At 65.8% G+C, this 26,968-nt stretch carries 29 protein-coding genes and 2 pseudogenes; 10 read left to right on the top strand and 21 right to left on the bottom strand.

The features are described 5' to 3' along the window. Nucleotides 1-73: 73 nt before the first annotated feature. The 4 genes from ABDV69_RS07245 to ABDV69_RS07230 form a co-directional block, all read right to left on the bottom strand. The gene (locus tag ABDV69_RS07245; protein WP_343572888.1) at nt 74-1,033 is read right to left on the bottom strand and encodes a hypothetical protein; all 960 of its coding nucleotides are present in this window, start codon (nt 1,031-1,033) and stop codon (nt 74-76) included. Next, nucleotides 1,033-2,238 carry a cupin domain-containing protein gene (locus tag ABDV69_RS07240; RefSeq protein ID WP_343572887.1) on the bottom strand — a complete coding sequence of 402 codons (1,206 nt, stop codon included), beginning with the start codon at nt 2,236-2,238 and terminating at the stop codon, nt 1,033-1,035. The genes ABDV69_RS07245 and ABDV69_RS07240 overlap by 1 nt, the downstream gene beginning before the upstream one ends. Further along, nucleotides 2,238-3,740, bottom strand: coding sequence for a PPE family protein (locus ABDV69_RS07235; protein ID WP_343572886.1), 1,503 nt, complete (start codon nt 3,738-3,740; stop codon nt 2,238-2,240). Before ABDV69_RS07235 ends, ABDV69_RS07240 begins: the two co-directional genes overlap by 1 nt. Before the next feature lie 135 nt (nt 3,741-3,875). Beyond that, on the bottom strand, nt 3,876-4,796 hold the full coding sequence (locus tag ABDV69_RS07230; RefSeq protein ID WP_343572885.1) for a heme o synthase: 921 nt from the start codon (nt 4,794-4,796) through the stop codon (nt 3,876-3,878). Between the two features lie 223 nt (nt 4,797-5,019). On the opposite strand from ABDV69_RS07230, the gene tkt reads away from it, so the two are divergent. The 7 genes from tkt (at nt 5,020) to ABDV69_RS07195 (ending at nt 13,349) form a co-directional block, all read left to right on the top strand. Next, nucleotides 5,020-7,110: a transketolase gene (gene tkt / locus ABDV69_RS07225; RefSeq protein ID WP_343572884.1), complete on the top strand. Its 2,091-nt coding sequence runs from the start codon at nt 5,020-5,022 to the stop codon at nt 7,108-7,110. A 14-nt stretch (nt 7,111-7,124) separates the two neighbouring features. Further along, the gene (gene tal / locus ABDV69_RS07220; RefSeq protein WP_343572882.1) at nt 7,125-8,243 is read left to right on the top strand and encodes a transaldolase; all 1,119 of its coding nucleotides are present in this window, start codon (nt 7,125-7,127) and stop codon (nt 8,241-8,243) included. Beyond that, entirely contained in the window at nt 8,240-9,793 is a 1,554-nt protein-coding gene (gene zwf, locus ABDV69_RS07215) for a glucose-6-phosphate dehydrogenase (RefSeq protein ID WP_343572881.1), read from the top strand. The genes tal and zwf overlap by 4 nt, the downstream gene beginning before the upstream one ends. 46 nt (nt 9,794-9,839) lie before the next feature. Further along, nucleotides 9,840-10,751, top strand: a complete 912-nt coding sequence (gene opcA / locus ABDV69_RS07210; RefSeq protein WP_343572880.1) for a glucose-6-phosphate dehydrogenase assembly protein OpcA — start codon at nt 9,840-9,842, stop codon at nt 10,749-10,751. After that, nucleotides 10,748-11,524, top strand: coding sequence for a 6-phosphogluconolactonase (gene pgl / locus ABDV69_RS07205; protein WP_343572879.1), 777 nt, complete (start codon nt 10,748-10,750; stop codon nt 11,522-11,524). Before opcA ends, pgl begins: the two co-directional genes overlap by 4 nt. Nucleotides 11,525-11,666: 142 nt before the next feature. Next, a complete protein-coding gene (locus ABDV69_RS07200; RefSeq protein ID WP_343572878.1) occupies nt 11,667-12,065 on the top strand; it encodes an ATPase in 399 nt (132 codons plus the stop codon). A gap of 3 nt (nt 12,066-12,068) precedes the next feature. Further along, nucleotides 12,069-13,349, top strand: a complete 1,281-nt coding sequence (locus ABDV69_RS07195) for a cytochrome P450 (protein ID WP_343572877.1) — start codon at nt 12,069-12,071, stop codon at nt 13,347-13,349. Nucleotide 13,350: 1 nt separating this feature from the next. Here ABDV69_RS07195 and ppc read toward each other — a convergent pair whose 3' ends face one another. Continuing rightward, a complete protein-coding gene (gene ppc / locus ABDV69_RS07190; protein WP_343572876.1) occupies nt 13,351-16,143 on the bottom strand; it encodes a phosphoenolpyruvate carboxylase in 2,793 nt (930 codons plus the stop codon). 211 nt (nt 16,144-16,354) lie between these two features. On the opposite strand from ppc, the gene ABDV69_RS07185 reads away from it, so the two are divergent. Both ABDV69_RS07185 and ABDV69_RS07180 read left to right on the top strand, forming a co-directional pair. Then, a complete protein-coding gene (locus tag ABDV69_RS07185) occupies nt 16,355-16,663 on the top strand; it encodes a hypothetical protein (protein WP_343572875.1) in 309 nt (102 codons plus the stop codon). Beyond that, complete coding sequence (locus ABDV69_RS07180) at nt 16,660-17,019, top strand: DUF5615 family PIN-like protein (RefSeq protein ID WP_343572874.1); 360 nt, start codon at nt 16,660-16,662, stop codon at nt 17,017-17,019. Before ABDV69_RS07185 ends, ABDV69_RS07180 begins: the two co-directional genes overlap by 4 nt. A gap of 127 nt (nt 17,020-17,146) precedes the next feature. Here ABDV69_RS07180 and ABDV69_RS07175 read toward each other — a convergent pair whose 3' ends face one another. The 5 genes and pseudogenes from ABDV69_RS07175 to ABDV69_RS07155 form a co-directional block, all read right to left on the bottom strand. After that, on the bottom strand, nt 17,147-17,542 hold the full coding sequence (locus ABDV69_RS07175) for a hypothetical protein (protein ID WP_343572873.1): 396 nt from the start codon (nt 17,540-17,542) through the stop codon (nt 17,147-17,149). After that, the gene (locus ABDV69_RS07170) at nt 17,539-17,832 is read right to left on the bottom strand and encodes a type II toxin-antitoxin system prevent-host-death family antitoxin (protein WP_343572872.1); all 294 of its coding nucleotides are present in this window, start codon (nt 17,830-17,832) and stop codon (nt 17,539-17,541) included. The genes ABDV69_RS07175 and ABDV69_RS07170 overlap by 4 nt, the downstream gene beginning before the upstream one ends. 50 nt (nt 17,833-17,882) lie before the next feature. Further along, complete coding sequence (secG, locus tag ABDV69_RS07165) at nt 17,883-18,119, bottom strand: preprotein translocase subunit SecG (RefSeq protein ID WP_343572871.1); 237 nt, start codon at nt 18,117-18,119, stop codon at nt 17,883-17,885. Nucleotides 18,120-18,163: 44 nt separating this feature from the next. Then, nucleotides 18,164-19,375: a hypothetical protein gene (locus tag ABDV69_RS07160; RefSeq protein WP_343572870.1), complete on the bottom strand. Its 1,212-nt coding sequence runs from the start codon at nt 19,373-19,375 to the stop codon at nt 18,164-18,166. A 119-nt stretch (nt 19,376-19,494) separates the two neighbouring features. Further along, a pseudogene (locus ABDV69_RS07155) lies at nt 19,495-19,587 on the bottom strand (triose-phosphate isomerase); the annotation flags it as partial. A 103-nt stretch (nt 19,588-19,690) separates the two neighbouring features. On the opposite strand from ABDV69_RS07155, the gene ABDV69_RS07150 reads away from it, so the two are divergent. Further along, nucleotides 19,691-20,287, top strand: a complete 597-nt coding sequence (locus tag ABDV69_RS07150) for a hypothetical protein (RefSeq protein ID WP_343572869.1) — start codon at nt 19,691-19,693, stop codon at nt 20,285-20,287. 105 nt (nt 20,288-20,392) lie between these two features. On the opposite strand, the gene ABDV69_RS07145 is transcribed toward ABDV69_RS07150, so the two are convergent. The 11 genes and pseudogenes from ABDV69_RS07145 to ABDV69_RS07095 all read right to left on the bottom strand — a co-directional run bounded on the left by ABDV69_RS07145 (nt 20,393) and on the right by ABDV69_RS07095 (nt 26,960). Continuing rightward, entirely contained in the window at nt 20,393-20,629 is a 237-nt protein-coding gene (locus tag ABDV69_RS07145) for a hypothetical protein (RefSeq protein ID WP_343572867.1), read from the bottom strand. Nucleotides 20,630-20,788: 159 nt separating this feature from the next. Next, complete coding sequence (locus ABDV69_RS07140) at nt 20,789-21,142, bottom strand: DNA-binding protein (protein WP_343572906.1); 354 nt, start codon at nt 21,140-21,142, stop codon at nt 20,789-20,791. Beyond that, a pseudogene (locus ABDV69_RS07135) lies at nt 21,139-21,363 on the bottom strand (hypothetical protein); the annotation flags it as partial. The gene ABDV69_RS07140 and the pseudogene ABDV69_RS07135, both read right to left, overlap by 4 nt. A gap of 124 nt (nt 21,364-21,487) precedes the next feature. After that, nucleotides 21,488-22,273 (bottom strand): triose-phosphate isomerase, encoded by a 786-nt coding sequence (tpiA, locus tag ABDV69_RS07130; protein ID WP_343572865.1) that lies wholly within the window; start codon nt 22,271-22,273, stop codon nt 21,488-21,490. A gap of 66 nt (nt 22,274-22,339) precedes the next feature. Further along, nucleotides 22,340-23,551 (bottom strand): phosphoglycerate kinase, encoded by a 1,212-nt coding sequence (locus ABDV69_RS07125; protein ID WP_343572864.1) that lies wholly within the window; start codon nt 23,549-23,551, stop codon nt 22,340-22,342. A gap of 2 nt (nt 23,552-23,553) precedes the next feature. Further along, complete coding sequence (gene gap / locus ABDV69_RS07120) at nt 23,554-24,576, bottom strand: type I glyceraldehyde-3-phosphate dehydrogenase (RefSeq protein WP_343572863.1); 1,023 nt, start codon at nt 24,574-24,576, stop codon at nt 23,554-23,556. A gap of 131 nt (nt 24,577-24,707) precedes the next feature. Then, nucleotides 24,708-25,196 carry a hypothetical protein gene (locus ABDV69_RS07115; protein ID WP_343572862.1) on the bottom strand — a complete coding sequence of 163 codons (489 nt, stop codon included), beginning with the start codon at nt 25,194-25,196 and terminating at the stop codon, nt 24,708-24,710. Nucleotides 25,197-25,348: 152 nt separating this feature from the next. Further along, nucleotides 25,349-25,870, bottom strand: a complete 522-nt coding sequence (locus tag ABDV69_RS07110; protein ID WP_343572860.1) for an alpha/beta hydrolase — start codon at nt 25,868-25,870, stop codon at nt 25,349-25,351. Between the two features lie 14 nt (nt 25,871-25,884). Further along, the gene (locus tag ABDV69_RS07105) at nt 25,885-26,187 is read right to left on the bottom strand and encodes a hypothetical protein (RefSeq protein WP_343572858.1); all 303 of its coding nucleotides are present in this window, start codon (nt 26,185-26,187) and stop codon (nt 25,885-25,887) included. Nucleotides 26,188-26,189: 2 nt separating this feature from the next. After that, on the bottom strand, nt 26,190-26,648 hold the full coding sequence (locus ABDV69_RS07100) for a prevent-host-death protein (protein WP_343572857.1): 459 nt from the start codon (nt 26,646-26,648) through the stop codon (nt 26,190-26,192). 147 nt (nt 26,649-26,795) lie between these two features. After that, nucleotides 26,796-26,960: a hypothetical protein gene (locus tag ABDV69_RS07095; RefSeq protein WP_343572855.1), complete on the bottom strand. Its 165-nt coding sequence runs from the start codon at nt 26,958-26,960 to the stop codon at nt 26,796-26,798. Nucleotides 26,961-26,968 lie beyond the last annotated feature (8 nt).

The raw sequence follows: 26,968 nt of genomic DNA, 5'->3' as shown, positions 1-26,968 counted from the left end.
CCGGTCACCGTGATGAATATGATTGTCATTACTGTTTTTAGCACACTGCGGTGGCAATGGGAACCGAAGACGCCTACGGCGAGTCCGCCAGCTGTCGATACCTCAAATCGGCGAAGCGTCGGGCGGCTTCCCGCATCTCGTCGGTCACCGGACAGGCTTCTCGCTGGTCGGCCGAAAAGAATTGCGGTTCAGCTTCTTTCGAGTAGAACCGGGCCTGCTCGCGGATGCGTTCTAGCGCCGCAGCGTCGATCGCGATACCGAAATGCGGTGCGACCCGCTGCCAGACCGCGGCGGGCAACTCAGAGTGGTCGATGCACAGCCGCCGAGCAGGTCCGGCGCTGGCCGAAGACAGCATCGCGCCCAGCGCGCGGGCGGCGAATTCGGCGCGTGGCATGGTCGGCACGTCCACCGGGTCGATGCCGAAGCGCAGCGCGGTCTGCAGCGGCGGCACGTGGTGTCCGAGCCAGCCGGGCGGATTGGCCAGCAACGAAGCCACCACCTCGGCCGGGTCGCGCTGAACCCAGACCCACGGGGTGTCCGGAAAAGCGGCGGTGAGGATCTCCTGGCGGCGAATGTTCCAGCTGGTGCACTTGAGCACCAGCTGCTGTTCGTCGCCGTGCCGGCGCCGGCCCAGCGCCCGCACCAGAAGCCGAACCACTCGGACGAGCGTGACGTTGTCCACCCGCGCCGGATCCAGGCCCAGAAGTGCGTTCAGCGGGGATGGCTCGGCGACCACCACGACCCCGGGAACCGTCGACAACAGCCGCGACACCAGTGTCGATCCGCAGCGCGAGACGTGGTAGATCATGCCCGCCGGATCGAGTGCCGGCTCACTATCGAGAGCAAGCAGCGCATCGAGTCCGGTCCTGACCAGCGGCCTGGCTTGCGGGCCGCCGGCCCACCGGGCGACGGTCTGGTCGAAAAACGGGTCGACGAAACGTTCCGCGCAAAGATCGGCCCAGTCAATCGTCGGAATCCGCCCGGAAAAGTCGAATCTGATCGGCGTCCAATGCGCCAGGTCGGACAGTTCCATCAGTCGGGCAACCGGACCAAAAAGCCGCTCACAATCAGAGTGCGGGCCAACTCGATCTGCTGCCTGGCGCTCAGACCCGGCAGATCACCGATCCGAAACGACTCGGCGCTGCGCGAGACGAACTCCAGCGCGTCCTGGTGGTCGGGAGCTGCCCCGACCGACAGGCTCGCGAAGTGCAGTGTGACGCCGCCGGATTCCGCCCTCACCCGCGAATAGAGGGGTTGGTACTTGCGCACCACCGTTTTTGCGTCGATGCCCGCGGCATCCGAGATCGGCCCGACCGGCGGGCAGCGGCCCCGCCGCACCAGGACGTCGGCCAGTGCGTCGAGCCCCCTCGCGATCGCACTCGGGTCCTCGACGGTCTTGACGGTGTCACGCATCAGCGCGTCAACAGCGGCGTGCAGGTCCGCGTCGTCGAGATGCCGCGGCGGCAGCTGGGCGTTGAGACGGTCATCGTGAAAGCTCTGCTGGTAAAGCGCCCCGACGGCAAGCGTGAACGCGGTGGGGGCGTGCACACCCACGGTCAGGTGAATGGATGGCTCGGCAATCGTCTCGGCCTCATGCACTTTGCCACGCGGCAGATACAAGACGTCACCGGCTTCGAGGTTCACCTCGATTGGTGATGGAAGGCCTTCGGTAGCAACGGCGTTTTCTTTGTCGCGCTGCATTTCGCGAGGCGGGATGTCAGCGCCTTCGTAGACGTGCCAGATTTTGGATCCCTGAATCTGAACAATCAGTACGTCATGGTCGTCGTAGTGCGCAACAAGTCCCTGCGATCCGGGCGGGCTGATGTAGGCGTTGACCTGAACCGGGAAATTCAGCTCGACCTCGATGGACTGGGACAACGCGGCGACGGCGCGCACGTGGCGCTCGACGCCGTCCAAAACGATCGTGTAGCCGGCGGCAAAGTCGTCGTGAATGCGGACAACGTCAAAGCCGGCGTCCTCGCATCGGTAACTGTCCGCGCCCTTTTTGTCCTTTCCCTTCACCAGGCGCAGCTCGGAGGATTCCTGGCAGAACAGTTCCACGAGTTCCTCGGCCACCGACGGCCCCGGCAGCAGGCTGTCGAAGTAGCCGGTGCAGTGCCGTTCGACGTGGTAGCGCGTTTTCGCCCATATCTCGTCGAGAAAGGTCTCCACCGAGACGGGTGCAAGCAACCACGCCAGCGAGAACTCGGCGTCAACGCTCGATACGCGCCGCTGCATCAGCCGTGCCCGCCGCCTTCTTCCGCCTCACCAGCCTGGTCTGGATTCCAGGTACCCGGCACCATCGGCATCGTAGGGCCGCTGCCAAAGTAGTCGTCCGCAAGTGTGGCCAAACCCGCCGCGGCCACTGCACTTTTCCCCACCGTGCCGGCAAACCCCAAGGGGCCGGCGCCCCGATCCGACCCCGCTGCACCCGGCGGTGCGCCCCAGTTCGGGTCGACCTGGACATTCATATCCACGTGTTCGTCACCGTGCCCGCGGCTGCCCGCGCGCCGGCGCCGTCGCCGCTGGACCCCCGAAACCGCTGCGGCAGCGGCAATCTCGGGCGCCTTCGCGGAGCCGCGCGACGTCGGTTCCTGAGTTTTGGCGCCGGCACTCATCCCCGGTCCGGCCCCGATACCCGGCGGACCCACCGCGTAGGGCGGCACGAAACCCGGCCCACCCCCTGCGACGGGCGGTGCCGGCGCCGCACCGGCGACGGGGCTGGTCGCCGGCGCGGGAGCAGGACTCGAGGTGCCGGGCGCGGTGCCGCTCGCACCTATCGCGACCGGGCTGCCCGTCGCCGCCGGCGAACTGTGCGTGTGGGTTGCCGGTGCCGGCGACACGTCAGGAGTGGGGGCCGCGTCAAAGTGAATGCCGGCCAGACCCGCGAAGCCCGCCCCGGCTCCGGCCGGCACGACAAGTGGAAGCGCCAACACTTCGGGGTAGTACGCGACGTATTGGAGCGCGTGGCCGAACTCGTCGGATGCGACGCCAACCACGTCGTACTCCAGCTGCAGTAGCCCCTGCGCGGGGTTCTGCGCGATCAGATGGAGATCCCGCACCAGAGTGTCAATAGGCTCGGTAATCCGGTTGATAAGATAACTCAACTGGTACGGATTGCCGGAGTCGTTGTCGATGATCGGCAGTATCCCCTTGTCGGGCACGCCTTGGCCGCCGTAGACGCCGTCCGCGGGGCGGGCGTGGTTGACGATCTGCGGCGCCGGGTCGGTCTGCGGCGCCGCAGCGACCGCGGCGGCGGCGACCGCCTGGTAGGTGTCCATCGTGGTGGCGGCCTGGACCCACATCCGGGCGTAGTCGGCCTCGTTAAGTGCGATCGGAATCGTGTTGATGCCGAAGAAATTGGTCGCCATCAGCACCCCGTGAATCACGTGATTGGCGGCCAGTTCCGGCAAGGTCGGCATCGCCCCCAACGCCGCGGTGTAGGCAGCGGCCGCAGTCTCGTGCTGGGCGGCCTCGGCGGCGCTTGTGGCGCTGGCCTGCATCAGCCACGCCAAGTAGGGCACGTGGGCAGCCACGTAGCGCTCGGCGCTGGGACCCTGCCACGCCCCGGCCTGCACCGCCGCCAAAACGTCGCTGAGTTCCTGGGCGACGTCGGCGTACTCGGTGCTCAAGGCGGTCCAGGCGCTCGCCGCTGACAGCAGCGAAGCGGGTCCGGGGCCGCTGCCCAGCAGGGTCGAATGCACTTCGGGCGGCAACGCCATCCAGATCGGCGCGATCATCGCCCGCCATCGAATCGTTCGCTGCGATCAGCCGTCGATGAAGTCACGACGGGTATTGAAAACTACGCCGCGTCGTAGTCACAAGACCCCGACGGGGTATGGGGTATTTGCAGGTCCGGGACCGGCTGGTCCGGATCAGACGCGCAACAGCGTCGGCAGCGCCAGAGCCGAATCCAGGGCCAGCGCGCAGAACACCACGGCGAGGTAATTGTTCGACTGCAGAAACAACCGCAGCGGCTTGACCGGCTCACCACGACGCACGCCGGCGTACAACTGATGGGCCATCGCCAGGAACCACACACCGGCCACCACCGCGACCGCGGCGTAGAGCCAGCCCGCCGCCAGCGCGAGCGCCAGCGTCGCAACCACCGTCAGCCAGGTGTACACCAGAATCTGCTTGGTGACCTGGCGTTCCGTCGCCACCGCCGGCAGCATCGGGACACCGGCCGCCTGGTAGTCCTCCTTGTAGCGCATCGCCAGCGCCCAGGTGTGCGGCGGCGTCCAGAAGAAGATGATCGCGAACATGACCAACGCCGGCCACCCGATGGTTCCGGTGACCGCCGACCAGGCGATCATCACCGGCATACACCCGGCCGCGCCGCCCCACACCACGTTCTGCGACGTGCGGCGCTTGAGCAGCAAGGTGTAGATGAAGACGTAGAACGCGATAGTGCCGACCGCCAGCAGACCGGACAGCAGATTGGTCGTCCACCACAGCCAGGCGAACGACGCGACGCTCATGGTCAGCCCGAAAATCAGGGCATTGCGGGTCGGCACGGCCGCACGCGCCAGCGGACGTCGCGCCGTCCGCTTCATCAGCTTGTCGATGTCGGCGTCGGCCACGCAGTTCAGTGTGTTGGCGCCGCCGGCGGCCAGCATCCCGCCGATCAAGGTGTTGAGGATCAGCAACGGGTTCACGCTGCCACGGTGGGCCAGCAGCATCGCCGGAATCGCGGTGACCAGCAACAGTTCGATGACCCGCGGCTTGGTGAGCGCCAGATACGCCAGCACGACCGTACGGACTCGGTTCGGCGCAACGCGCTCGCGAATGCTCACGCAAGGACTCCTCGGATCACAGCGGCGCGCAGCTTCTACTACGCACGATGGTAGACGGAATGACAGGCCCAGCATGCACCGCGGGGTCGACTGACAACAATTCCAGGTAATTTCCCGTGCGGTTTGATATGCGTCGACGCGGGTACTAACGCTGTCGACGCGGGTGCTAACGCTAATGTTGGAACCGATCAATCAAATCTGCCGACCCCGAGGACTTCAGTACGTGACCACACTCGAAGACATCTCGACCCTGACCCAACCGCACCACCCCGACGACTGGTCTGAGATCGATTCGGCAGCGGTCGACACGGTTCGCGTGCTGGCCGCCGACGCGGTGCAGAAAGTCGGTAACGGCCACCCCGGGACGGCGATGAGCCTGGCCCCCTTGGCCTACACCCTGTTTCAGCGGGCGATGGTGCACGACCCGAGCGACCCGCATTGGCTGGGCCGCGACCGGTTCGTTCTGTCCTGCGGGCACAGCAGCCTGACCCTCTACATTCAGCTCTACCTCGGCGGCTTCGGTCTAGAGCTCTCCGACATCGAGTCGTACCGGACCTGGGGTTCCAAGACTCCCGGACATCCGGAGTTCCGGCACACCAAAGGCGTCGAGATCACCACCGGCCCGCTGGGTCAGGGCCTGGCGTCAGCGGTCGGCTTCGCGATGGCGGCACGCTACGAACGCGGCCTGTTCGATCCGGACGCCGCCGCCGGGACCAGCCCGTTCGACCACCACATCTACGTGATCTGCTCCGACGGCGACATCGAAGAAGGGGTGACGTCGGAGGCGTCGTCGCTGGCCGCCGTGCAGCAACTGGGCAACCTGATCGTGTTCTACGACCACAACGAAATCTCGATCGAGGACGACACCCACATCGCGCTGTGCGAAGACACCGCCGCCCGCTATGAGGCGTACGGCTGGCATGTGCAACACGTCGAGGGCGGCGAGAACGTCGCCGCCATCGAAGAGGCGATCGCGAAGGCTCAGGCCGTCACCGACAAGCCGTCGTTCATCGTGGTGCGCACGATCATCGGCTATCCCGCGCCTGATCTGATGAACACCGGCAAGGCGCACGGCGCGGCCCTCGGTGACGACGAGGTCGCCGCCGTCAAGAAGATCCTCGGCTTCGACCCGGAGAAGAAATTCGCGGTCAGCGACGAGGTGATCAAGCACACCCGCGAGTTGGTGCAGCGCGGCAAGGACGCCCACGACAAGTGGAATGTCGACTTCGAGGCATGGGCCAAGCGCGAGCCCGAGCGCAAGAAGCTGCTGGACCGGTTGACCGCCCAGGAGCTGCCCGACGGCTGGGACGCCGACATTCCGCACTGGGAGCCGGGCGACAAGGCGCTGGCCACCCGCGCCGCATCCGGCAAGGTGCTCAACGCCGTCGGCCCGCATCTACCCGAGTTGTGGGGGGGTTCGGCTGACCTGGCCGGCAGCAACAACACCACCATGGAAAACGTGAAATCGTTTGGCCCGCCGTCGATTACGACGAAGGACTACACCGCGGACTGGTACGGCCGCACCCTGCACTTCGGTATTCGCGAGCATGCGATGGGCTCCATCCTGTCCGGCATCGTGCTGCACGGCCCGACCCGCGCCTACGGCGGCACGTTCATGCAGTTCTCCGATTACATGCGACCGGCGGTGCGACTGGCCGCGCTGATGGACATCGACACCATCTACGTCTGGACGCACGACTCGATCGGCCTCGGCGAAGACGGCCCGACGCACCAGCCGATCGAGCACCTTGCGGCGCTGCGCACGATCCCCAGGTTGTCGGTGGTCCGGCCGGCGGACGCCAACGAGACCGCATATGCGTGGCGCTGCGTGCTGGCCCGCGGCTACGGCAGCGGCCCGGTCGGGCTGATCCTGACCCGCCAGGTTGTGCCGATCCTCGACGGCACCAACTACGACGGCGTGGCCAAGGGTGGATACATCCTCGGTGACGCCGGTGGTGACCAGCCCGACGTGGTGTTGATCGCCACCGGGTCCGAGGTTCAACTTGCCGTCGCGGCGCAGAAATTGTTGGCGGACAAGGACATTGTCGCTCGCGTGGTGTCGATGCCGTGCGTCGAATGGTTCGAGTCGCAGTCCGACGAATACCGCAACAGCGTACTGCCCCCGTCGGTGTCGGCCCGGGTCGCGGTCGAGGCCGGCATCGCGCAGAGCTGGCACAAGCTAGTTGGTGACACCGGCGAGATCGTTTCGATCGAGCACTACGGGGAATCCGCTGACGCAAAGACTCTGTTCCGCGAATTCGGATTCACCCCGGAGGCCGTCGCCGACGCCGCCGAACGAACAATCGACAATTAACCGAAGGAAAGCCAATGACTCAGAACCCCAACCTCGCTGCTTTGAGCTCCGCGGGTGTATCGGTGTGGCTGGATGACCTGTCCCGCCACCGCTTGCAAACCGGCAGCTTGCAGGAGCTGATCGACACCAAGAGCGTCGTCGGGGTCACCACCAACCCGTCGATCTTCCAGAAGGCCCTGAGCGACGGCGACGCCTACGACGCGCAGGTGGCCGAACTGGCCGCGCGTGGCGCCGACGTCGACGCCACCATTCGGACCGTGACCACCGACGACGTTCGTAACGCTGCCGACGTGCTGCGGCCGCAGTGGGAGGGCTCCGACGGCGTCGACGGCCGGGTGTCGATCGAGGTCGACCCGCGGCTCGCGCACGACACTGACAAGACCATCGCGCAGGCCATCGAACTGTGGAAGATCGTCGACCGGCCGAACGTGCTGATCAAGATCCCGGCCACCAAAGCCGGTCTGCCCGCCATCACTGCGGTTCTGACAGAAGGGATTTCGGTCAACGTCACGCTGATCTTCTCCGTCCAGCGGCACCGCGAGGTGATGGACGCCTACCTCGCCGGGCTGGAAGCGGCCAAGGCGGCCGGACATGACCTGTCCAAGATCCATTCGGTGGCGTCGCTTTTCGTGTCGCGCGTCGACACCGAGATCGACAAGCGCCTGGAGACCATCGCCTCGGCCGACGCGCTGGCGCTGCGCGGACAGGCCGGTGTTGCCAACGCCCGGCTGGTCTACGCGTCTTATCAGGAAGTGTTCGTCGGCGGCGATCGCTTCGCTCCGCTCGAGACAGCCGGTGCGCGGGTACAGCGGCCGCTGTGGGCGTCGACCGGCGTGAAGAACCCGGCCTACTCCGACACCCTCTACGTGACCGAGCTGGTGGCGCCCAACACGGTGAACACCATGCCGGAAGCCACAATTGACGCGGTGGCCGACCACGGCGTCGTCACCGGCGACACGGTCACCGGTACTGCCTCGGCCGCCCAGGGGGTCTTCGACAAGCTCGACGCGATCGGCATCGACTTGACCGACGTGTTCCTGGTCCTGGAGAACGAGGGCGTCGAAAAGTTCGAAGCCTCCTGGAAAGAGCTACTCGACGAGACTCAGAAGCAGCTCAAATCCTCTAACGAATGAGTTCGGCCAACGCTCGGACCGGCGCCGAAACATGGCAAAACCCACTGCGAGACAATCGCGATAAGCGGTTGCCACGGATTGCCGGCCCATGCGCCGTGGTGATCTTCGGTGTCACCGGCGACTTGGCCCGCAAGAAGGTGGTACCGGCCATCTATGACCTGGCGAACCGGGGGTTGCTGCCGCCGACCTTCGCCCTGGTCGGATTCGGCCGCCGGAACTGGGACGACGCTGCTTTCAGTGACGAAGTTCTTAAGCTGGTAAAAGATCACTCCCGCACGCCTTTTCGGCAGGTGATCTGGGACCGGCTGGCCGAGGGCTGCCGATTCGTACAAGGCACGTTCGACGACGACCAGGCATTCGCCCGGCTGGCCGAGACGCTGGAGAAGCTCGACGCCGAACGCGGCACCGGCGGCAATCACGGCTTCTACCTGGCTATCCCGCCGAAGAGCTTTCCCGCCGTACTCGAACAGCTACAACGGGCCGAACTGGCCCAGCCGCCTGAGGGTAGTTGGCGGCGGGTCGTCATCGAAAAGCCATTCGGCCACGATCTGGGCAGTGCTCGCGAGCTGAACAAGGTCGTCAACAGTGTCTTCCCGGAGGAGTCGGTTTTCCGCATCGACCACTACCTGGGCAAGGAGACCGTTCAGAACATCATGGCGATGCGGTTCGCCAATCAGCTTTTCGATCCGATCTGGAACGCGCACTACGTCGACCACGTGCAGATCACCATGGCCGAAGACATCGGGCTGGGCGGACGCGGAGGCTATTACGACGGAATCGGGGCTGCCCGCGACGTCATCCAGAACCACCTGATGCAGTTGCTCGCGCTGACCGCGATGGAAGAGCCGGTGAGCTTTCATCCGTCGGAGTTGCAGACCGAGAAGATCAAGGTGCTTTCCGCGGTGAAACTCGCTGAGCCGCTGGAGGACACCACGTCTCGCGGCCAGTACACAGCCGGCTGGCAGGGCGGTGAACACGTCGTCGGGTTACTCGACGAAGATGGGTTCTCCAAAGATTCCACCACCGAGACGTTCGCCGCGATCACGTTGGCGGTCGACACTCGCCGCTGGGCTGGTGTGCCGTTCTACCTGCGCACCGGAAAACGGTTGGGCCGCAGAGTGACTGAGATCGCGCTGGTTTTCAAGCGGGCGCCGCATCTGCCCTTCGACGCGACCATGACCGACGAGCTCAGCGCCAATGCGATCGTGATTCGGGTGCAGCCAGACGAAGGAGTCACGCTGCGATTCGGATCCAAGGTGCCGGGCAGCGGGATGGAAGTACGCGACGTGAATATGGACTTCTCCTACGGGGCTGCGTTCACGGAGGAATCGCCCGAGGCTTACGAACGGTTGATCCTGGACGTGCTATTCGGCGAGCCGTCGCTGTTCCCTGTCAACGAAGAAGTCGAATTGGCCTGGGAGGCGCTCGATCCCGCTCTCGACTACTGGGCCGAGCACGGGAAGCCCGATCCGTATGAGGCGGGCACATGGGGTCCGGCGTCGGCATTCGAGATGCTGCGCCGCACCGGACGGGAATGGCGGCGACCATGATTCGCGCCGGTGACGATGCAGGCGGTCCTGAGGAGGAACGGCGCCAATGATCCTCGACTTGCCAGAGACCAGCACCAACGAGATCAACAAGAAGCTCGACGCCCTGCGGGAAGAGGCCGGCGCCGTCAACCTCGGTCGGGTGTTGACGTTGGTCATCGCGACGGACAACCAGACCCTGCTCGAAGAGTCCATCGAGGCTGCCAATGCGGCCAGCCGCGAACACCCCAGCCGGGTGATCGCGGTGACCTCCGCAGACGCCGATACCGCGGACGCACGCCTGGACGCACAGTTGCGCGTTGGCGGCGACAGTGGCGCCGGGGAGGTCGTGGTGCTGCGGCTTTCCGGCCCGCTTGCCGGACATCGCGCCAGCGTCGTCACGCCGTTTCTGCTGCCTGACATTCCGGTGGTGGCGTGGTGGCCATGCGTGGCCCCAGCTGTCCCGGCCCAAGATCCTCTGGGCCAGTTGGCTATTCGGCGAATCACAGATGCGACCAACGGGGTTGATCCATTGTCGGCGATCAAGAGCCGGCTGCCCGGATACACCCCCGGCGACACCGACCTGGCCTGGAGTCGCATCACCTACTGGCGGGCTCTGCTCACCTCGGCCATCGACCTGCCCCCGCACGAGCCGATCACATCGGCACTGGTGTCCGGCCTAAGTGCCGAGCCTGCGCTGGATGTTCTCGCGGGCTGGCTGGCCAGCCGCATCGACGGACCGGTGCGGCGCGCGGTCGGCGAGCTCAAGGTCGAGCTGGTCCGAAAAACCGAGACGGTGACGCTGAGCAGACCGCAGGACGGGTTGACCGCGACGTTGAGTCGCACCGCCAAACCTGAAGCGCTTGTTCCCTTGCCGCGCAGAGATGTCCGCGAGTGCCTCGCCGAGGATCTGCGCCGGTTGGATGCGGACACGATCTACTTCGAGGCGTTAAGGGGTATCGATCAGGTGGAGTACGTATGAGCACTAGCGTCGAAAGGTTCGCCGACAGCGACGGTTTGGTGACCGCTGCGGGCGAACGGTTGATCAGTGTCGTCGAAGCGTCGATTGCCGCGCGCGGGAAGGCACTGATCGTGCTGACCGGCGGCGGCAATGGCAACAAGCTGCTGCGCTTCCTGGCTGCCCAGTCCGGGCGGATCGACTGGACCTCTGTGCATCTGTTCTGGGGCGACGACCGGTACGTCACCGAAGACGACGACGAGCGCAACGACAAGCAGGCCCGCGAAGCATTGCTGGATCACGTCGACGTCCCGGCGCGCAACGTGCACCCGATGCCCGCCGCTGACGGGGAATTCGGCGACGATCTGGCCGCCGCCGCGCTGGCCTACGAGCAGATCCTGGCGGCGAATGCCGAACCCGGCGATCCGGCGCCCAATTTCGACGTCCATCTGCTGGGCGTCGGGCCCGAAGGCCACATCAACTCGCTGTTCCCGGACACCCCGGCGGTGCGCGAGACCACCCGCCTGGTGGTCGATGTGGAGGATTCACCCAAACCGCCGCCGCAACGAATCAGCCTGACGCTGCCGGCAATTCAGCGTTCGCGTGAAGTCTGGCTGCTGGTGTCGGGCACCGAGAAGGCCGAGGCGGTCGCCGCAGCCGTCGGCGGCGCTGACCCAGTCTCAATTCCAGCCGCCGGCGCCATCGGTCGCGAGCACACCGTGTGGTTCCTCGACGAGGGGGCCGCCAGCGAGCTGCCAGCTCAGCCCGACCGACGGTCGGCCAGCCCGTCGGCGTAGCCACGCTGGTAATCCGCTCGTCGTTGGACGGTCTCCGGCCGTACCGCTCGCCTGAACACAGCAACACAGATGTGGTCACGATCTCGCCGATACATACCGATCAGATGGATATCCGGTCCCGCAGGTTCCATCGACCGCCATAATGATCGGCATGGCAGACAAAAGCGGCGGTGATCGCCCAGCGCGGCAGCGGATCAAGACGCTCACCCAGGCGGCGATGAACGCCGACGTCACCGTCAACCAACTCGAGGACGTGCTCGGCGGACTGGACGATACGCTGGGCGACCTGAATACGTCGCTGACGAATCTGAACAGCGCCGTGGACCGTCTGGACAGCGGTCTCGACCACTTCGAAGCCACCCTCGGCCGGATCGACGACCTGATGAAGCGGCTGGTCACGCTGGTCGCGCCGGTCGAGGCCATTGTCGAACGCATCGACTACATGGTCGGCGTCGGCGAGACCGTGATGTCACCGCTGTCGGTCACCGAACACGCAGTCCGCAACGCTTTCAACGCCTTACGCAATCGCGGTAGCCGCTAGACCGTGCCGCATCCCCAGCCGGTTCCCGATCCGCCCTACGCCGAGCGCACCGGTCTGCCATGGGATGTGTCGGTCACCGACGCCGTCGCCGCCATCGCGGCAGCACGCAGCCGCTGCGGCGACACATTCGCCGTGCGCAGCGGCACTGATCGCTACTTGTTCACCTTCTCGGCTGCCGGTATCGAGTCGTTTTACGGGCTGCCGGAAGACAAGGCCAGCAAGGGGGTCGCCGACTATCTGATGTTGCGCCGCAAACTTCCCGACGAGATTTTCCAAGGGCGCCGCCTGCTGCCCAGCACGTTGTTTCGCCGCGACGACGTTGCCGGTTATCTGGCCCATCTCGATCGGGCTCTGGACGACACGATCGTCGAATTGGGTTCCGCGGGATCGGTGGAAGTCTTCGAGCTGACCCGCCGCCTCGGCCACCGGATGGGGCTGGCCTCCTGGGCGGGCACCGGCTCGGCCCGCGGCGAAGCGTTCGAGCGTCTGGTTCGGGCGTTCGACACCCTGGACGGCTCCGACGCTTTCGTGCATCCCGACGCGATGGCGGCGGTCGCCGCATCGGGGAAGCGGGCTGAGCGCGCCGCCCTCGACGAGGTGGCCGAGATTGTCGGCGACGCCGTGCACCACAGGGACGGCGATGAGGGCTTGTTCGGCAGGATCGTCGACGAATGGGAAAACGCGCAGGGAGACAACCGGATTCGCGGTATCGCTTTGGATGTCGCGCTGATCCACATCGCGTCGATGTCGAATTTGGCGGCGGCGCTGGGGTGGGCGCTGGTGGATCTGCTCGAGCATCCGGAACAGCTGGCTCGGGTGGCTGCCGGCGACGCGGATCTGGCGCGGCGGTGCGCGCTGGAGTCGACCCGGCTGGCTCAGCGGTCGATCATGTCGCGTGCCGTGTTGTCGCCAGTCGTGCTCGACACCGGCGACGTGACCTATCAGGTGCCGCCCGGCTGGACCATCGCGACGCTGTTGCCGTTGCTCAACACGTCCGTCGCTCCCGGACTCGGGCAGTGGGATCCGGACCGGTGGACCAGGCACCGGCTGACCGACGAGAAGTCGCTGCCTTCGCCGATGTTGGTGACGGCGTTCGGCCACGGCCGGCATTCCTGTCCGGCGCAACCGTTTTCGCTGTCGGCGATGACCGCGACCATGACGCGGCTGTTCGGCCGCTACCAGATGACGCCGGAATGGACGGCGCACCCGCGGCCAGTTCCGGCGCAGATCGGCGGCGTGGCGCGCGCCGGCGGCCCGTGCATGCTCAGCTACGTCGACGCGTGATCTAACCGCTGTTGCGCAACGCGCTGGCCAGACCGTTCATGGTCAGCAGGATGCCGCGCTGCACCAGTTCGTCGTCGTCACCGGAGCGGTAGCGCCGCAACAGTTCGACCTGCAGGTGGTTCAGCGGCTCCAGATACGGGAAGCGGTTGAACACCGACCGGGCCAGGGCCGGGTTGTCGGCGAGCAGGTTGTCCTGGCCGGTGATCAGCTGGTGAGCCTTGATGCTGCGCTGATGCTCGGCGGCGAGCTTGTCGAATACCCGCCGCCGCAGCGATTCGTCTTCGACAAGCTCGGCGTAGCGGGCAGCCAGTCCGAGGTCGGTTTTCGCCAGCACCTGCGCCATGTTCGACAGCACGGTTTGGAAGAACGGCCAATGCTCATAGAGGTCACGGAGTTGCTCGAGACGTCCCTCGCCGCCGGCAAGCCACTCCTCGATCGCCGTGCCGGTGCCGTACCAGCCCGGCAGCATCACCCGCGACTGGCTCCAGGCCATCACCCACGGAATAGCGCGCAGGTCGGAGATCGACGACGTCTGCTTGCGCGACGTCGGCCGACTGCCGACATTGAGCGCGCCGATCTCGCTGACCGGGGTGGACTGCAGGAAGTACTCCACGAAACCGTCTGTCTGATGGACCAATTCGGAGTATGCGCGTTGCGCTCGGTCGGCCAGGTCGTCGAGAATCTCGTAGGCCGGGCCGGCGGCGTCGCCGAGCCCTTCGACGTCGAGCAGGGTAGACTCCAGGGTGGCCGCCAGCAGGGTCTCCAGGTTGCGCTGCGCCATCAGCGGTTCGGCGTATTTGGCGGCGATCACCTCGCCTTGCTCGGTCAGCCGCAGCGAGCCGTTCACCGCACCGGGCGGCTGGGCCAGGATGGCCTGGTAGCTCGGCCCGCCACCGCGGCCGACCGTGCCGCCGCGACCGTGGAAGAGCCGCAACCGGATTCCGGTTTTGCGAGCCGACTCGACGAGGTCGAGTTCAGCCCGGTAGAGCGCCCAGTTGGCGGTCAGGTAGCCGCCGTCTTTGTTGGAGTCGGAGTAGCCGAGCATCACCTCCTGGCTGTCGCCGCGGGCCCGCACGATGCCCCGGTAGACCGGAAGGTCAAGCGCCGCTTCGAGGATCGAGGCGCCCCGGCGTAGGTCGTCGATCGTCTCGAACAGCGGGACGATGCCCACCGGGCAGTACGGCTCGTCGGCGGAAGCGTCGAGCAGACCGGATTCCTTCAGCAGGATGCCCGCTTCGAGAAGGTCGGAGACGGACCGGCACATCGAGATGATGTAGTTGGGCACCGCCGACGAACCATAAATGGCGACCGCACGGGTACCCGCGGCGACGATCGCGAGTTCTTTGCGGGCCAGATCCGACAGTCGCCCGCGGTCACCGATCAGCGGCCTGCGGGTACTCAGCTCCTCGGCCAGGATGGTGACCCGTTCGTCTTCGCTGAGCGAGCAGTAGTCGGGATGCACGCCGGCCCAGGCGAGTAATTCGGCGACCACTTCCTCATGCACGTCGGAGTTCTGCCGCATGTCCAGTCCGGACAGGTGAAAACCGAAGACGTCCACAGCTTCCCGCAGCCGAGCCAGCCGGTCGTCGGCCAGCAGCCGGCTGCCGTTGGCCCGCAGCGAGGCATCCACGGTGTCGAGGTCGGCCAGCATCTCCCCCGGCGTGCTGTACGGCGGCAGGCCGAGGTCGAGCAGGTTGTCCGGCTGTTGGTCGAGAATGTCGGCGGCGGTGGCGGTGAGCCGGCCGTGGATGACGCGCAGTGCGCGGCGGTAGGGCTCGTCGCCGCGGGCCGGCTCGTCGCACGCTTCGGCGAGCGTGCTCAGCTCGTCGGTGACGGCGACCAGGCGGGCCGACATCGACAGCTCCTGCTCGCATGCGCTCAGCTCGGCGGTGTAGTGGTTCAGCGCGGTGTAGGCGGCGCTGCCGGTGGCCAGCCGCACCACGTCGGCGGTGACGTTGGGGTTGCCGTCACGGTCGCCGCCGATCCACGAGCCGGGCCGCAGGATCGGTTCGGGCAGTAAATCGGCGTCGGGCCAGCGACTGCGCAACGCCTGGCGGACCTCGGCGTTGACTTTAGGCACCACGTCGAAAAACGCTGCCTGGTAATAACGCAACCCGACCGCGATCTCGTCGGAGATCTGCAGCCGGGACAGTCGCACCAACGCGGTCTGCCAGAGCGTCAGCACCTGGCGGCGGAGTTCGGTGTCGATCTCGGCGCCGTCGTCGGTCTGGGTCTGCCCGCGCGCGTGCATCCGCATCAGCTGGGTGATGCGGTGTTGGGTGTCGAACACCGTCCGTCGGCGGGTTTCGGTCGGGTGGGCGGTGATCACCGGCGAGACCAGCGCGCCGGTCAGCGCCTCGGCGACGGTCGCAGAATCCAGGTGCGCAGCGTCCAGTTTCAGGTAGGTGGCGGCCAGGCTGCTGTCCTGCGGCGGCTTGCCGGCGGCGACGTGGACGGCGCGGCGGCGTTCCCGGTGGATGTCTTCGGCGACGTTGGCCAGCAGCGCGAAGTGGCTGAACGCCCGGATGACCGGGATCGCCCGACGAATGTCGATACCGTCGAACAGCTGCGCCACCTCGGCGCGCTGGATCTCCGAGCGCCGCACCTGGAACGACGCGACCCGGGCCCGCTCGACCAGATCGAAGACGTCGTCGCCGTTCTGCTCGCGGACGGTGTCGCCGAGGATGGTGCCGAGCAGCCGGATGTCGTCGCGCATCGGCTCGGTGGCCTCTCGCCCTGTTCGGGTGCGTTTTACCGCGCCGAAGGGCTCCAGCGAATCGGGTGCGTCAGCCATACCTACCAGTATCAGGGTGGTTGGCCGGCTTCGCCTTGCGGAGCGTCAGGCATTGGAGGCGTCAGCTTCGGTGACGGCGAAGGTTCGGCTTCAACCTATGCTCGTGTTGACATTGTGCAACACTGTGTGCATGTCGGTAAACGTTTCGGTTCGTCTTGATGACCGCCTTGCTGAGCGGCTTCGCCTTCGGGCACGTGCGGCCGGTGAGACGATGTCTGACCGGTTGCGTCGCTATGCCGAGGAAGGCGCGCGCCGCGATGAGCATCCGTTGATCACGTTTCGTGACGGGCCGACCGGGCGGCGAGCCGGCGTGGTCGGTGGGCCGGATGTCTGGGAGATCCTGATGTGGATCGACGATCTAGGCTCGGATGACGACGCGATCGCCGATCTGATTGCCGACCGCGCGATCACTCGCACGCAGGTCGATGCCGCGCTGGCTTACCGTGTCACCTACCCCGAGGAGATTCAGGCGCGGATCGATCTACATCGCGACGAGACGGCTGCGGCCAGTTCGCGGTGAAGGTGCTGTTGGACGAGATGTATCCAGCCAGGTTGGCGGCCGGTCTGCGCGCGGCCGGGATCGAGGCGACCACCGTGGCCGAGCTCGGACTTGCTGGGAGCGCCGACGCCGCTGTGTTTGCTGCGGCCCTCGGTGGTGGCTATCTGGTGTTGACCGAGAATGTCGGCGACTTCACCCGCTTGGCCGCTGAGCACAACACCGCCGGCGGTCACCATCACGGGCTGCTGATCGCGTTGTCGTCGCGGTTCTCCCGCCAGCCAGCCGGCGCCGCAACACTGATCGCCGCGGTGAAGGACGCTGGCGAACGGTCGTTGGACGACCGCGTCATCTACCTGAAAGCGGCCGGCCCCCGCTGAGCCTGAAGCAGTTCACCACCGTGGCGTAGCGAACGTCATACCGGCTTTCTTCGGGGTCGTCGTCGGTGCGTCGTAGGAAGAATTCGACGCAGTGTGGGGAGTTCCACGATCTTCCTCCCCGTCGATCTCAAAGCGAAATGAGCCGCAGGAGCGGTTGCAGCCCGTCGAAATCGGAGGTACTGCGGGTGGCCAGCACGGCGCCGTCCCCGATGGCGATCGCCGCGATCATCAAATCGACGCGCCGCTCACCTCTCGGAGACCGTCCAGCGGTGGCGACGATGAAGCAAAGTTCGCGGTAAATGTCGGCTTCACGCTGACTGAACGGCACGCCGTCGCCATACGTTGACCGGTGCTGGATGAGGTCGATGCGGGCCCGAGCGGCGATGTCGGGGTCGGGATGCGCTGTGCCCGCACTGAATTCAGCGAATACCAGCGCTGAGACCAGGAATTCGTGGTCCCCGGGCGGTAGGAGTTCCCACCGCGGCTCACTGATCAGCAGATTAGTATCCAGATGGATTCTCACTCGTCGTGATTGCCGACGCGTCCCGATTCTTCTCGACCGCGCTCGATCATCTCCAGCATCGCCTCCTGGTAGCCGGCGGGGGTGGGCTGGGCGTACGTGCCGGCCTGTTCGATGTACTGCAGGGTGACGCCTCGTCGCCGTTGCGCGGGACCCGTGGATGACTGTTTGGCAATGACAACGCCGGTGTCTTTGCCGCGGACCGTGACATGAAATGCCTGCCCGCCCTCGGCCGCGTTGATGATTTCCGAAGCGTTTTGACGCAGCTCGCGAATCCCGACGGTTTCACTCATCCCACGACGGTAGCACTTATATAGCACATTGGCGGTCCGGCCGCCGAAGGTCAGGCGTTGTATTTGATCCGCAGCGCCATGCCGACGATGGACACCAGCCAGATGCCGACGACGAACAACGTCAGCCGGTCGAGGTTCTTCTCCACCACCGTCGACCCGGACAGGCTGGACTGCACGCCACCGCCGAACAGCGTGGACAGCCCGCCGCCCTTCGCGTGGTGCAACAGCACCAGCAGGACCACCAGGATGCTGGTGACCACCAAAGTGATCTGCAGAGCCAATTCCATGGGCGACAGCCTACCGGCCTGCGGCTGACCGGCTCAGACCAGCTCTACGACAGCGGCTTGTCGAAGCTCAGCGTGCCATTGGTGTAGTCGATGTAGATCGGGTTCTCCTCGAAGGCTTGGAAACCGCTGTCGATCGAGGTGCCCGACGTCGGCGTAGGCGCACCGTTCGCTGCGCTGCTTCCCACGGTGTAGGAGTACAGCTCCTTGGTGCCGTCCGAGACGGTGACCGCGTCGCCGTTCGGCAAGGCGCTGGAGTCGATGGACGACGGGATGGTCCCGTACACGCCGCCGGAATCGAAGTCGTCGGACACGGTGTCGGTGCCGACAGTCGCACCGGAACTGTTCGTGACGGTTTCGGTCAGGCTGCCGACGGTCGAACCGCTGGCCGTCAGCGTGTCGATGACCGTTCCCGGGTTGGTGTCGCTGACAATCAGCTCGTTTTGGGGCAAGTCGACGGTTGCGCCGGTGAAGCCCGCGGCCGCCAGCGGGCTTTCGCCGGCAGCACCGCTGGTGTTGTCCCCGATGCCCAGGATGCCGGTTACGTCGTTGTCGCTGAGAAAGCCCTGGAAGGCGTCATTGGTGAAATAGCTCGAGAAGTTGCTTGGATCCCACGAGTACACCTCGACCTCGATCGGGGTGTTCGACGTGGTAAGGCCGCTTCCGGTGTAGTCGACAGTCGCGTTGTCGTACGTCAGATACAGGTATTCCACCCCACCGCTGTAGCCGCTCTCACCGATGCCGGTGGGGAACCCGAGATCGAGCAGTTGTGTCAGCGAGAGGTCGGAATCCGGAATCACCAGACCGCTGGATCCGGTGTCGACGAGATCCGTCGTGCTAGCCCCGTCGACCGTGGCCGCCACGGTCGGCTCGGTGTTTTCGGCGACGGTGATCGGAATGTCGTAGGTGCCCGTCGCCGCCGCGGGCTCGGCAGCCGCCGCGACGGCCGACGAGGGGTCCGCGCTCGCGGGCAGCGCCACGTCGAGCGAGTTCAGGCTGGCGAGCAGGCTGTCGCTCCAGCTGGTCAAATCAGCGGCGGCAGCGGGGTCGAAGCCGGCGATCGAATCGGTCAGCGAGGTCAGGATGGGCTGGATGATCGGGTCGATCAAAGCGTCGAAGTCGGCCCGCGCGGGCGCCGCCGAGCCGGTCGCCATCGCCGCGGCAGCGACGAACGCGCCGACGGCGCCACCCACGGCCACCCCATATCGACGTGCCGAGGCGCTGCGTGAGTGCTTCTTGCCGTCGCGACCAGCCATCATTCCCCCGCGTGTGTTGAGTGCGACTACTTAGCCTGCGGACCTGAGCGGCCCTGTGTGTCTTCTAAGACTCCCAAGTTAAACCTGACCCCGACGTGTCCGCAACCAGCACGCGCCGTTCTTTACGGCAGCGGTCCCCCGGCGGCGATCGCCGACAGCGTCGCGAACTGCTCGCCGTCCAGCTACGCGCCACCGACCAGGGCGCCGTCGACGTCGTGGTAGGTGCGCCGCTCGGAGTAGGCGATAGAGATTCGCGGCTACACCGCCGGCAGCGTACTTATCGGATATGCTAAGAGCCGGAGGTTGAGATGTCCTTCGATGACGTCTTGCAGTCTGCTCTACGCACGCCACCGTGACTCCTCTGACCACGACCATGTGGTGGCGGATCTGGCCAGCAGGTTCGACGCGGTGCTCGAAGCGCTGGAGTCAGACCCGGACTGGGTCTTGAATCGGGTCACACCAGGAAAGATCATTCTCGGTTCGCTGGGCGATATCGAAGCCGGTGTGCGCCAACTGATGCGCCGCCAGCCATTGCAAGTGCACGTCGTCACGCTGCCAGGTGGAGCCGCGTTGACCGTTCCCACCGCGGCCGAAACGCTGCGGATCAAGGGGTACCTCATCGTCAAACGCAACCAGACACGGGACTACGTCGATGTTGCCGCCCTGGCGGATCGCTTCGGCTTCCCCGCGTCGGCCGCCGTCCTGAGCACTCTCGATGACTACTACGACGCGACCGTCGGCGACAAAACGGCAGTTGCTTCCCAGCTGCTGCGCCAACTCGGCCACCCCCGCCCGAAAGACTCGCAAACCACCACGCAACTCAGCCACTACCGAAACCTGACGCCCCGCTGGGCCAGTTGGAGCGCAATCGTGCAGCAATGCCAGAAAATCGCCGACGCCATGCTGACAGGCTGACCGTCGCATGAGCGCACTGAGATTCCGCAACCTCAACGTCGACCCGTCCGACCCCCCGACAAGCTGGGGCTCGAAGGCCTACTGGCAGCAATCGACAGGGGCTCACTACCGGACTGGCGCAACATCGCCGACACGGTCCGCGCCGACCCCTGGAGCCCATTCGTCAAGGGGCTGATGCAAGCGCTCGACCTGGCTGAGGACTGCGGTGTTGCGCAAACCCTTCGCCGCGCTGTCGACCAGGCACGCGCATACGTCGAACAATCCGCGCGTGACGAAGTGCGCCGCCGACTCGCGGCACTCGTCGAAGGTTCCGGACTCACCGCCGCCGAATTCGCGTTGCACCTGGGCACCTCGTCCTCACGGTTATCGACCTACCTGTCGGGCAAGGTGGTGCCATCCGCCGCTTTGATGGTCCGCGCTGAGAGAGTGGCAATGCGGCGAGGCCACGTCGACCTGCCAACGACGTAGCCGTCGCCCATAGTGACGCGACGGAATCCCCCGTCAGCGGTTACGCGTTTCTCGCTGTACGAATTCATCGAGCACGGGACGCAGCAGCTTGGACACGCTCATCCTCCGGCTGCGCGCCAGCTCCTTGAGCTTGGCGTGCGTGGTCTCGGAAACCACCACCTGCACAGCCGGCGAGTGCGCGGTGCCGCCGGACAGCGACTTGCCCCCGGGAATAAGGTTGGCTTCGCGTTCGCGCGCCAGCCTCACCGACTGCTCGGCCATCTGACTTACGCGCTCATCGTTGAGCCGCTCGCCGTTGACATAGACCGCTTCGCTTTCGAGATCGACATCGGTGACCTCGACACCATCACCAACCACGTAGTCGGCGGCATTACGCGTCTTCTTCATCGCGTCCACTCCTTCGGCATGGCGTGGGTAATTATCAGATCGCCGTTATCGGCCTCAACGGCGACGACTTCGGTCAGGCGTCCGGCCGTGTCGCGTCCCTGGTAATACAGAGAGCCATCATCCTGAATGACTGGAACACCGGAGTGACGCAGAGCCGCGATGATGCGGTGCTTGGACACGCGGTGCTTCCGGGCGTTCAGGGTGATCCGTATCCGCTGCATCTACGGAGTAGATGCCAGACGTCCGACATTGTTACGGATATCTAATACATGCTCGAAATATTACATTGAAGCCGCGGTATGCGCACGTCGCTGACATCGGAACTGAGCCGGCTTGACCAGCCCCTTACGGCAGCGGTCCCCCGGCGGCGATCGCCGACAGCGTCGCGAACTGCTCGCCGTCCAACGACGCGCCACCGACCAGGGCGCCGTCGACGTCGTCCTGCGCAATGAGCTCGGCGATGTTCTTGGCATTCACCGACCCGCCGTAGAGCACCCGGACACTGTCGGCGATCTGCGGTGACGCCAGCGTGCCCAGCTCGGTGCGGACCGCCTTACACACCTCCTGCGCGTCGCCGGCGCTGGCCACCCGCCCGGTGCCGATCGCCCACACCGGCTCGTAGGCGATGACGACCTTGCCGATCTGCTCGGCGGACAGCCCGGCCAGCGACCCGCGCAGCTGGTTCTGGCAATGGCTGACATGGTCGCCGGCCTCCCGGACGTCCAGGTGCTCGCCGATGCAGACGATCGGCGTCAACTCGTGCTTGAGCGCGGCAGCGGCCTTGGCGGCCACCAACGCGTCGTCCTCGTCGTGATAGGTCCGCCGCTCGGAGTGACCGACCACGGCGTAGTGGCAACCCAGTTTGGCCAGAAATGCCCCGCTGATCTCCCCGGTGTAGGCACCCGAATCGTGCTGGGAGATGTCTTGGGCGCCGTAGGTGAGTCGCAACTTGTCACCGTCGACCAGGGTCTGCACGCTGCGCAGGTCGGTGAACGGCGGAATGACCGCGACGTCGACCTTGTCGAAGTACTTGTCCGGCAACGAAAATGCGATCTTCTGTACCAGCGCGATGGCCTCGAAGTGGTTGAGGTTCATTTTCCAGTTGCCCGCAATCAGCGGCTTGCGACTCATACCCACCGCCGACGATGCAGAGCGGAGCGATGAGGAGGAGGCGGAACAGTCATGGAGGTCCTTTGCTCAGGTATTCAAAACTTCGAGGCCGGGCAGCGTCTTGCCCTCAAGGTATTCCAGCGACGCCCCGCCACCGGTGGAAATGTGCGAGAAGCCGTCGTCGGGCAGGCCCAGCGCCCGCACCGCGGCCGCCGAGTCACCGCCACCCACCACAGTGAACGCGCCTTTGGCCGTCGCAGCGGCGATCACTTCGGCAAGGCCCTTGGTGCCTGCGGCGAAGGCCGGGAACTCGAAGACCCCCATCGGGCCGTTCCAGAAGATCGTCTCGGCGTTGCCCAACAGCTTGGTGAACCGCTTGACCGACCCCGGGCCGATGTCCAGGCCCATCTTGTCCTTCGGAATCGCCTCAGCAGCAACGGTTTCCGCTGTAGCGTCGGCGGCGAAGCGGTCGGCCACCACGATGTCGACCGGCAGGTGCAGCACGTCGGCGTGGGTGTGGAGCAGTCGCTTGCAGGTGTCGATCATCTCGGTCTGCAGCAGCGACGTGCCGACTGAAAGTCCCAACGCGGCCAGGAATGTGAAGCACATCCCGCCGCCGATCACGATGCTGTCGGCGTGCAAGGCCAGCTGCTCGATCACACCGAGTTTGTCGGACACCTTCGAACCGCCCAATACCACCGCATATGGCCGCTTCGTCGAACCGGTCAGCCGCTCGAGCACGGCGACTTCTTCGGCGACCAGCTTGCCGGCGTAGTGCGGCAGCAGCGTCGCGACGTCATAGACGGAAGCCTGCTTGCGGTGCACCACCCCGAACCCGTCGGAGACGAAAGCCCCGTTGCTGCCGACCAATTCGGCGAGCTCGCGGGCCAGCGCCAGCCGCTGCGCGTCGTCCTTGCTGGTCTCCCGCGGGTCGAATCGGATGTTGTCCAGCAGCAGCACATCCCCGTCGGTCAGACTGCCGGCCCGGGCCCGCGCATCACGGCCGACGACGTCGTCGGCCAACTGCACGTCCTTGCCCAGCAGCTCACCGAGTTTCGAGGCGACCGGCGCCAGCGAGAGTTTCAGGTCGGGTTCACCCTTGGGCCGTCCCAAATGGGCGGTCACCACCACTTTGGCCCCGGCGTCGGCCAGCGCCTTGATCGTCGGCACCGACGCGATGATCCGCCCGGGATCGGTGATGGCGCCGTCGCGCAGCGGCACGTTCAGGTCGGAGCGAACAAGCACGCCACGACCCGACACCCCCTGCGCAAGAAGGTCGTCCAGGTTGTGGATGGCCACGGCTAGAGTGACTTGCCGACCAGCGCGACCAGGTCGACGAGGCGGTTGGAGTAGCCCCACTCGTTGTCGTACCAGGACACCACCTTGGCCTGATCGTCGATCACCTTGGTCAGGCCGGAGTCGAAGATCGAGCTGTGCGGGTCGGTGACGATGTCGCTGGAGACGATCGGCGCGTCGTAGTACTTGAGGATGCCCTTCATCGGACCCTCGGCTGCGGCCTTCATCGCGGCGTTGATCTCGTCGGCGGTGGCGGACTTCTTCAGCTCCGCGGTCAGGTCGGTGACCGAGCCGGTGGGAATCGGCACCCGCAGCGCGTAGCCGTCCAGCTTGCCCTTGAGCTCGGGCAGCACCAGCCCGATCGCCTTGGCGGCACCGGTCGAGGTCGGCACGATGTTGAGCGCCGCCGCCCGAGCCCGGCGCAGATCCTGGTGCGGACCGTCCTGCAGGTTCTGATCCTGGGTGTAGGCGTGAATCGTGGTCATCAGGCCCTTGACGATGCCGAACTCGTCGTTGAGCACCTTGGCGATCGGCCCGAGGCAGTTGGTGGTGCAGGACGCGTTGGAGATGATGTTCTGGCTGCCGTCGTACTTGTCGTCGTTGACACCCAGCACGATGGTGATGTCCTCGTCGGTGGCGGGCGCGGAGATGATCACCTTCTTGGCCCCGGCGTCCAAGTGCCCCTTGGCCTTTGCGGCGTTGGTGAAGATACCGGTGGACTCGACGACGACGTCGACTTCGAGGTCGCCCCACGGCAACGCGGCCGGGCCCTCTTTGACCTCCAGCGCCTTGATCTTGTGGTCGCCGACGACGATGGTGTCCTCGCCCTCCAGGCTGACGTCGTAGGGCAGCCGGCCCAGGATCGAGTCGAATTTCAGCAGGTGCGCCAGGCTCGCGTTGTCGGTCAGGTCGTTGGCCGCCACCACCTCGATGTCGGTATCGGCGCCCGCGGCCTGCTGCGCCAGCAGGGCCCGGTAGAAGTTGCGCCCAATGCGACCGAAGCCGTTGATGCCTACCCGGACCGTCACGTGTGTCTCCTTCGATGCCGACGAAATGCTCGCCGTCAGCCTAATCGAGCCACCCCGCGGTCGCGCGGACAGTGACCGACCAGCGGCGCAGCCCTTGGCTACAGGCTGGCTTTGATCCGCGGCAGCTGATGTTACGCGGTGATTGTGGTGGGGAACGGGAGGTCGTCGCGCGCGATGTCGTGCGGGAAGCATGGGGAGCTGCCGGTGATGTTCGGCGGGCCGGGAAGGCCGGGCATCCCGATGTGGAGTTCGTATCCGTCGGGTGAGAACCCCGAGCGGTTGGGTTTGTACATGCCGTCACGCTCGAACACCCACCAACCCCAGCTTTTCCAGACGTCGCCGACCTCGGCGATGAGCTTCGCGCCGTCGATCCCCGGTAGCAACTTCAGGTCACCGGTGGCGGCGAAATCTTTCGGCGGATTGGTGTTGAGGGGCGCATCGCCGCACGGCGCGGTACTTCCTGCCGCTCCGTAGCGGCTGGCGTCGAAGACGATCCCGGGCGGTAGCGCGCTGAGCGTTTGCTTGAGGTACTTGAGCACGGTGTCCTGCGCCTGTTGCTGACTGGTGGGGACGGCGACATGAACGGTGAAGCCGGGCGGAGTCGGCGGTGTTGACGTCATGGCTGGACCTCCCAAAATGGTTGCGCCCGTGGGAATGGGTGGACCCAGCGGGGAATTGGTGTGGCAGCCTGCCGTCAGCAGCCCGACCGCCACCAGCATGACCAGCCCAGAAGGGTGGCGCGCAGTACGTCGGAGAACAGCGGGCATGGCCTTTATCCTCTCGCCGGGAAGGGTGCCGGCACTCCGGCGATCACCGCACCCAGATTCGCCAACGACGGCGTGTTGGCGTTCCAGTATCCGCTGTGCGCCTCGAGGCTGAAAAAGCCATGCTCGGGTCCGGTGCCGAGATTAGTTCCGGCGTAAAGGTCATGGGCGCCGAAATCAGATCCGGCAGGATTGGGCCCAAGGGTGAGCTGGGTGAACAAGTTCGCCGGTCCGATCGGGTCATGGGTGTCGGTCATCGCGTAGACCGTGCCGCCGGGATTGATACTCAAGTCACCGGCATGGTCGACCAACATGCCCGGGCTGGCGACCGCGACGATGTTGTTCGCGGCTAGGTGATGCCCGTCGGAGGCCGCGGCGCCGACCAATGTGGTGCCGTAACTGTGCCCGATGAACGTGCCGATGGATGGCCCACCCACATGGGAGGCGCGCATCCCGTTTTCGAACGAATCCAGCGCACCGGCGCCGTGTTCGGCGTAACTGGGCCACGGCGCCTGCCCGAGCACCGACATCGGACGGTCATATGTCAGGGCAGTGAACTTGCCCTGAACCAGATGCGGGCGGTGCCCTTGAGCGTCGGCTTGTGCTGCCAGCGCTCGTGGATCTTGTCCCCGCGGGAGATCGTGCCGAGGTCGCCGCGCAGCGGGTAGTTAGTCGGGGTCATATTCAGAGGGGTTCGCGTCAGAAAGTCCCAGGCCTCAGCGAGGGGATTGCGGATCGTAGCAGCGAGGTCCCGCCAGCCCTTGGCCGCGTCGGCGGTGGCGTAGCGAATCTCGTACTCGATCTTCTTCGGAGGACGAGGGACAAGCTCGCCGCGCTTGGCAGCCACCGCTACGGCCGCTTTACGACGCCATCGTCGTCGTCCAACCACTCCGGCTCGCCCCGGCCGAGACCGGCGGCGATGGCGGTCGCGGTCTCCGTCCATGAAGTCAGCTCCGCGAGCACCAGATGCGGCTGGTCGGTGGAGAACGACGCCCGCGCGGCGTCGACGAGGTCCTGGGCGCAGGTGACCCGGTCCTCGGTTGACAGCGCGAGCATCCACGGAAAGGCCTTGGACATCCGCTCGGCGAGCGGACCGTCGTCGTCCACCGCCACGCCGATCAGCTGCGCGGCGAATTGGAGCATGCGACTGCGGCTCTCCGCCTCGCGCTGCGACATGAGCACGAGCGCCTCGCCGTCGCGCCGAGTCACCGTCACCGGGTGGTCCTCAGCCTCGGCGAACACCTCGGCGGAGTGCTTGCTCAGGTCTGAGGAGCGGCGCGTGGTGGTGCGGCGGGCTGTCGTGGTCACACGGTCATGATATTCGGAATGTGTTCGGAGTTCCAATGTCCGGCGAGGCACATCGATTCCCCGCGGCGGGAAAGGGGGCAGAAACTTCGGCTCCAGCATGATGTAAGCGAAGAGCCTGCGGTCGGCGACGGCGCTCCGAAAGCATCTTCACCACCTGGTGCCGATCCTGCGGCCGCAAGCTTCGGCCGACACTTCGATGAGCTGGATCTCCAGGCGTGCTGACCCGATCGTCGGCACGTCCATGTAGTCCGGGTTGATGTCGCCGGGGTCGTCGAACTCGACGCGGGCCACCTCTGCCCCCTTCTCGAGCACCTGCACGA

Origin of the sequence: Mycobacterium sp., assembly GCF_039583785.1 — a bacterium.
In the GTDB taxonomy this organism is placed as follows: Bacteria; Actinomycetota; Actinomycetes; order Mycobacteriales; family Mycobacteriaceae; genus Mycobacterium.
The sequence above is the reverse complement of the archived record's forward strand: the minus strand, read 5'-3'. Positions and strand labels throughout refer to the sequence as shown.

Excerpts from the sequence above, each read along its gene's own strand:
- tal (WP_343572882.1), top strand. The coding sequence starts at position 7,125 with ATGACTCAGAACCCCAACCTCGCTGCTTTGAGCTCCGCGGGTGTATCG.
- opcA (WP_343572880.1), top strand. The coding sequence starts at position 9,840 with ATGATCCTCGACTTGCCAGAGACCAGCACCAACGAGATCAACAAGAAG.
- zwf (WP_343572881.1), top strand. The coding sequence starts at position 8,240 with ATGAGTTCGGCCAACGCTCGGACCGGCGCCGAAACATGGCAAAACCCA.
- ABDV69_RS07200 (WP_343572878.1), top strand. The coding sequence starts at position 11,667 with ATGATCGGCATGGCAGACAAAAGCGGCGGTGATCGCCCAGCGCGGCAG.
- ABDV69_RS07235 (WP_343572886.1), bottom strand. The coding sequence starts at position 3,740 with ATGATCGCGCCGATCTGGATGGCGTTGCCGCCCGAAGTGCATTCGACC.
- ABDV69_RS07160 (WP_343572870.1), bottom strand. The coding sequence starts at position 19,375 with ATGATGGCTGGTCGCGACGGCAAGAAGCACTCACGCAGCGCCTCGGCA.
- tpiA (WP_343572865.1), bottom strand. The coding sequence starts at position 22,273 with ATGAGTCGCAAGCCGCTGATTGCGGGCAACTGGAAAATGAACCTCAAC.
- ABDV69_RS07110 (WP_343572860.1), bottom strand. The coding sequence starts at position 25,870 with ATGTCGGTGCTCGGGCAGGCGCCGTGGCCCAGTTACGCCGAACACGGC.
- ABDV69_RS07185 (WP_343572875.1), top strand. The coding sequence starts at position 16,355 with ATGTCTGACCGGTTGCGTCGCTATGCCGAGGAAGGCGCGCGCCGCGAT.
- ABDV69_RS07240 (WP_343572887.1), bottom strand. The coding sequence starts at position 2,238 with ATGCAGCGGCGCGTATCGAGCGTTGACGCCGAGTTCTCGCTGGCGTGG.
- ppc (WP_343572876.1), bottom strand. The coding sequence starts at position 16,143 with ATGGCTGACGCACCCGATTCGCTGGAGCCCTTCGGCGCGGTAAAACGC.
- secG (WP_343572871.1), bottom strand. The coding sequence starts at position 18,119 with ATGGAATTGGCTCTGCAGATCACTTTGGTGGTCACCAGCATCCTGGTG.
- ABDV69_RS07245 (WP_343572888.1), bottom strand. The coding sequence starts at position 1,033 with ATGGAACTGTCCGACCTGGCGCATTGGACGCCGATCAGATTCGACTTT.
- pgl (WP_343572879.1), top strand. The coding sequence starts at position 10,748 with ATGAGCACTAGCGTCGAAAGGTTCGCCGACAGCGACGGTTTGGTGACC.
- ABDV69_RS07150 (WP_343572869.1), top strand. The coding sequence starts at position 19,691 with ATGACGTCTTGCAGTCTGCTCTACGCACGCCACCGTGACTCCTCTGAC.
- ABDV69_RS07170 (WP_343572872.1), bottom strand. The coding sequence starts at position 17,832 with ATGAGTGAAACCGTCGGGATTCGCGAGCTGCGTCAAAACGCTTCGGAA.
- ABDV69_RS07140 (WP_343572906.1), bottom strand. The coding sequence starts at position 21,142 with ATGAAGAAGACGCGTAATGCCGCCGACTACGTGGTTGGTGATGGTGTC.
- ABDV69_RS07115 (WP_343572862.1), bottom strand. The coding sequence starts at position 25,196 with ATGACGTCAACACCGCCGACTCCGCCCGGCTTCACCGTTCATGTCGCC.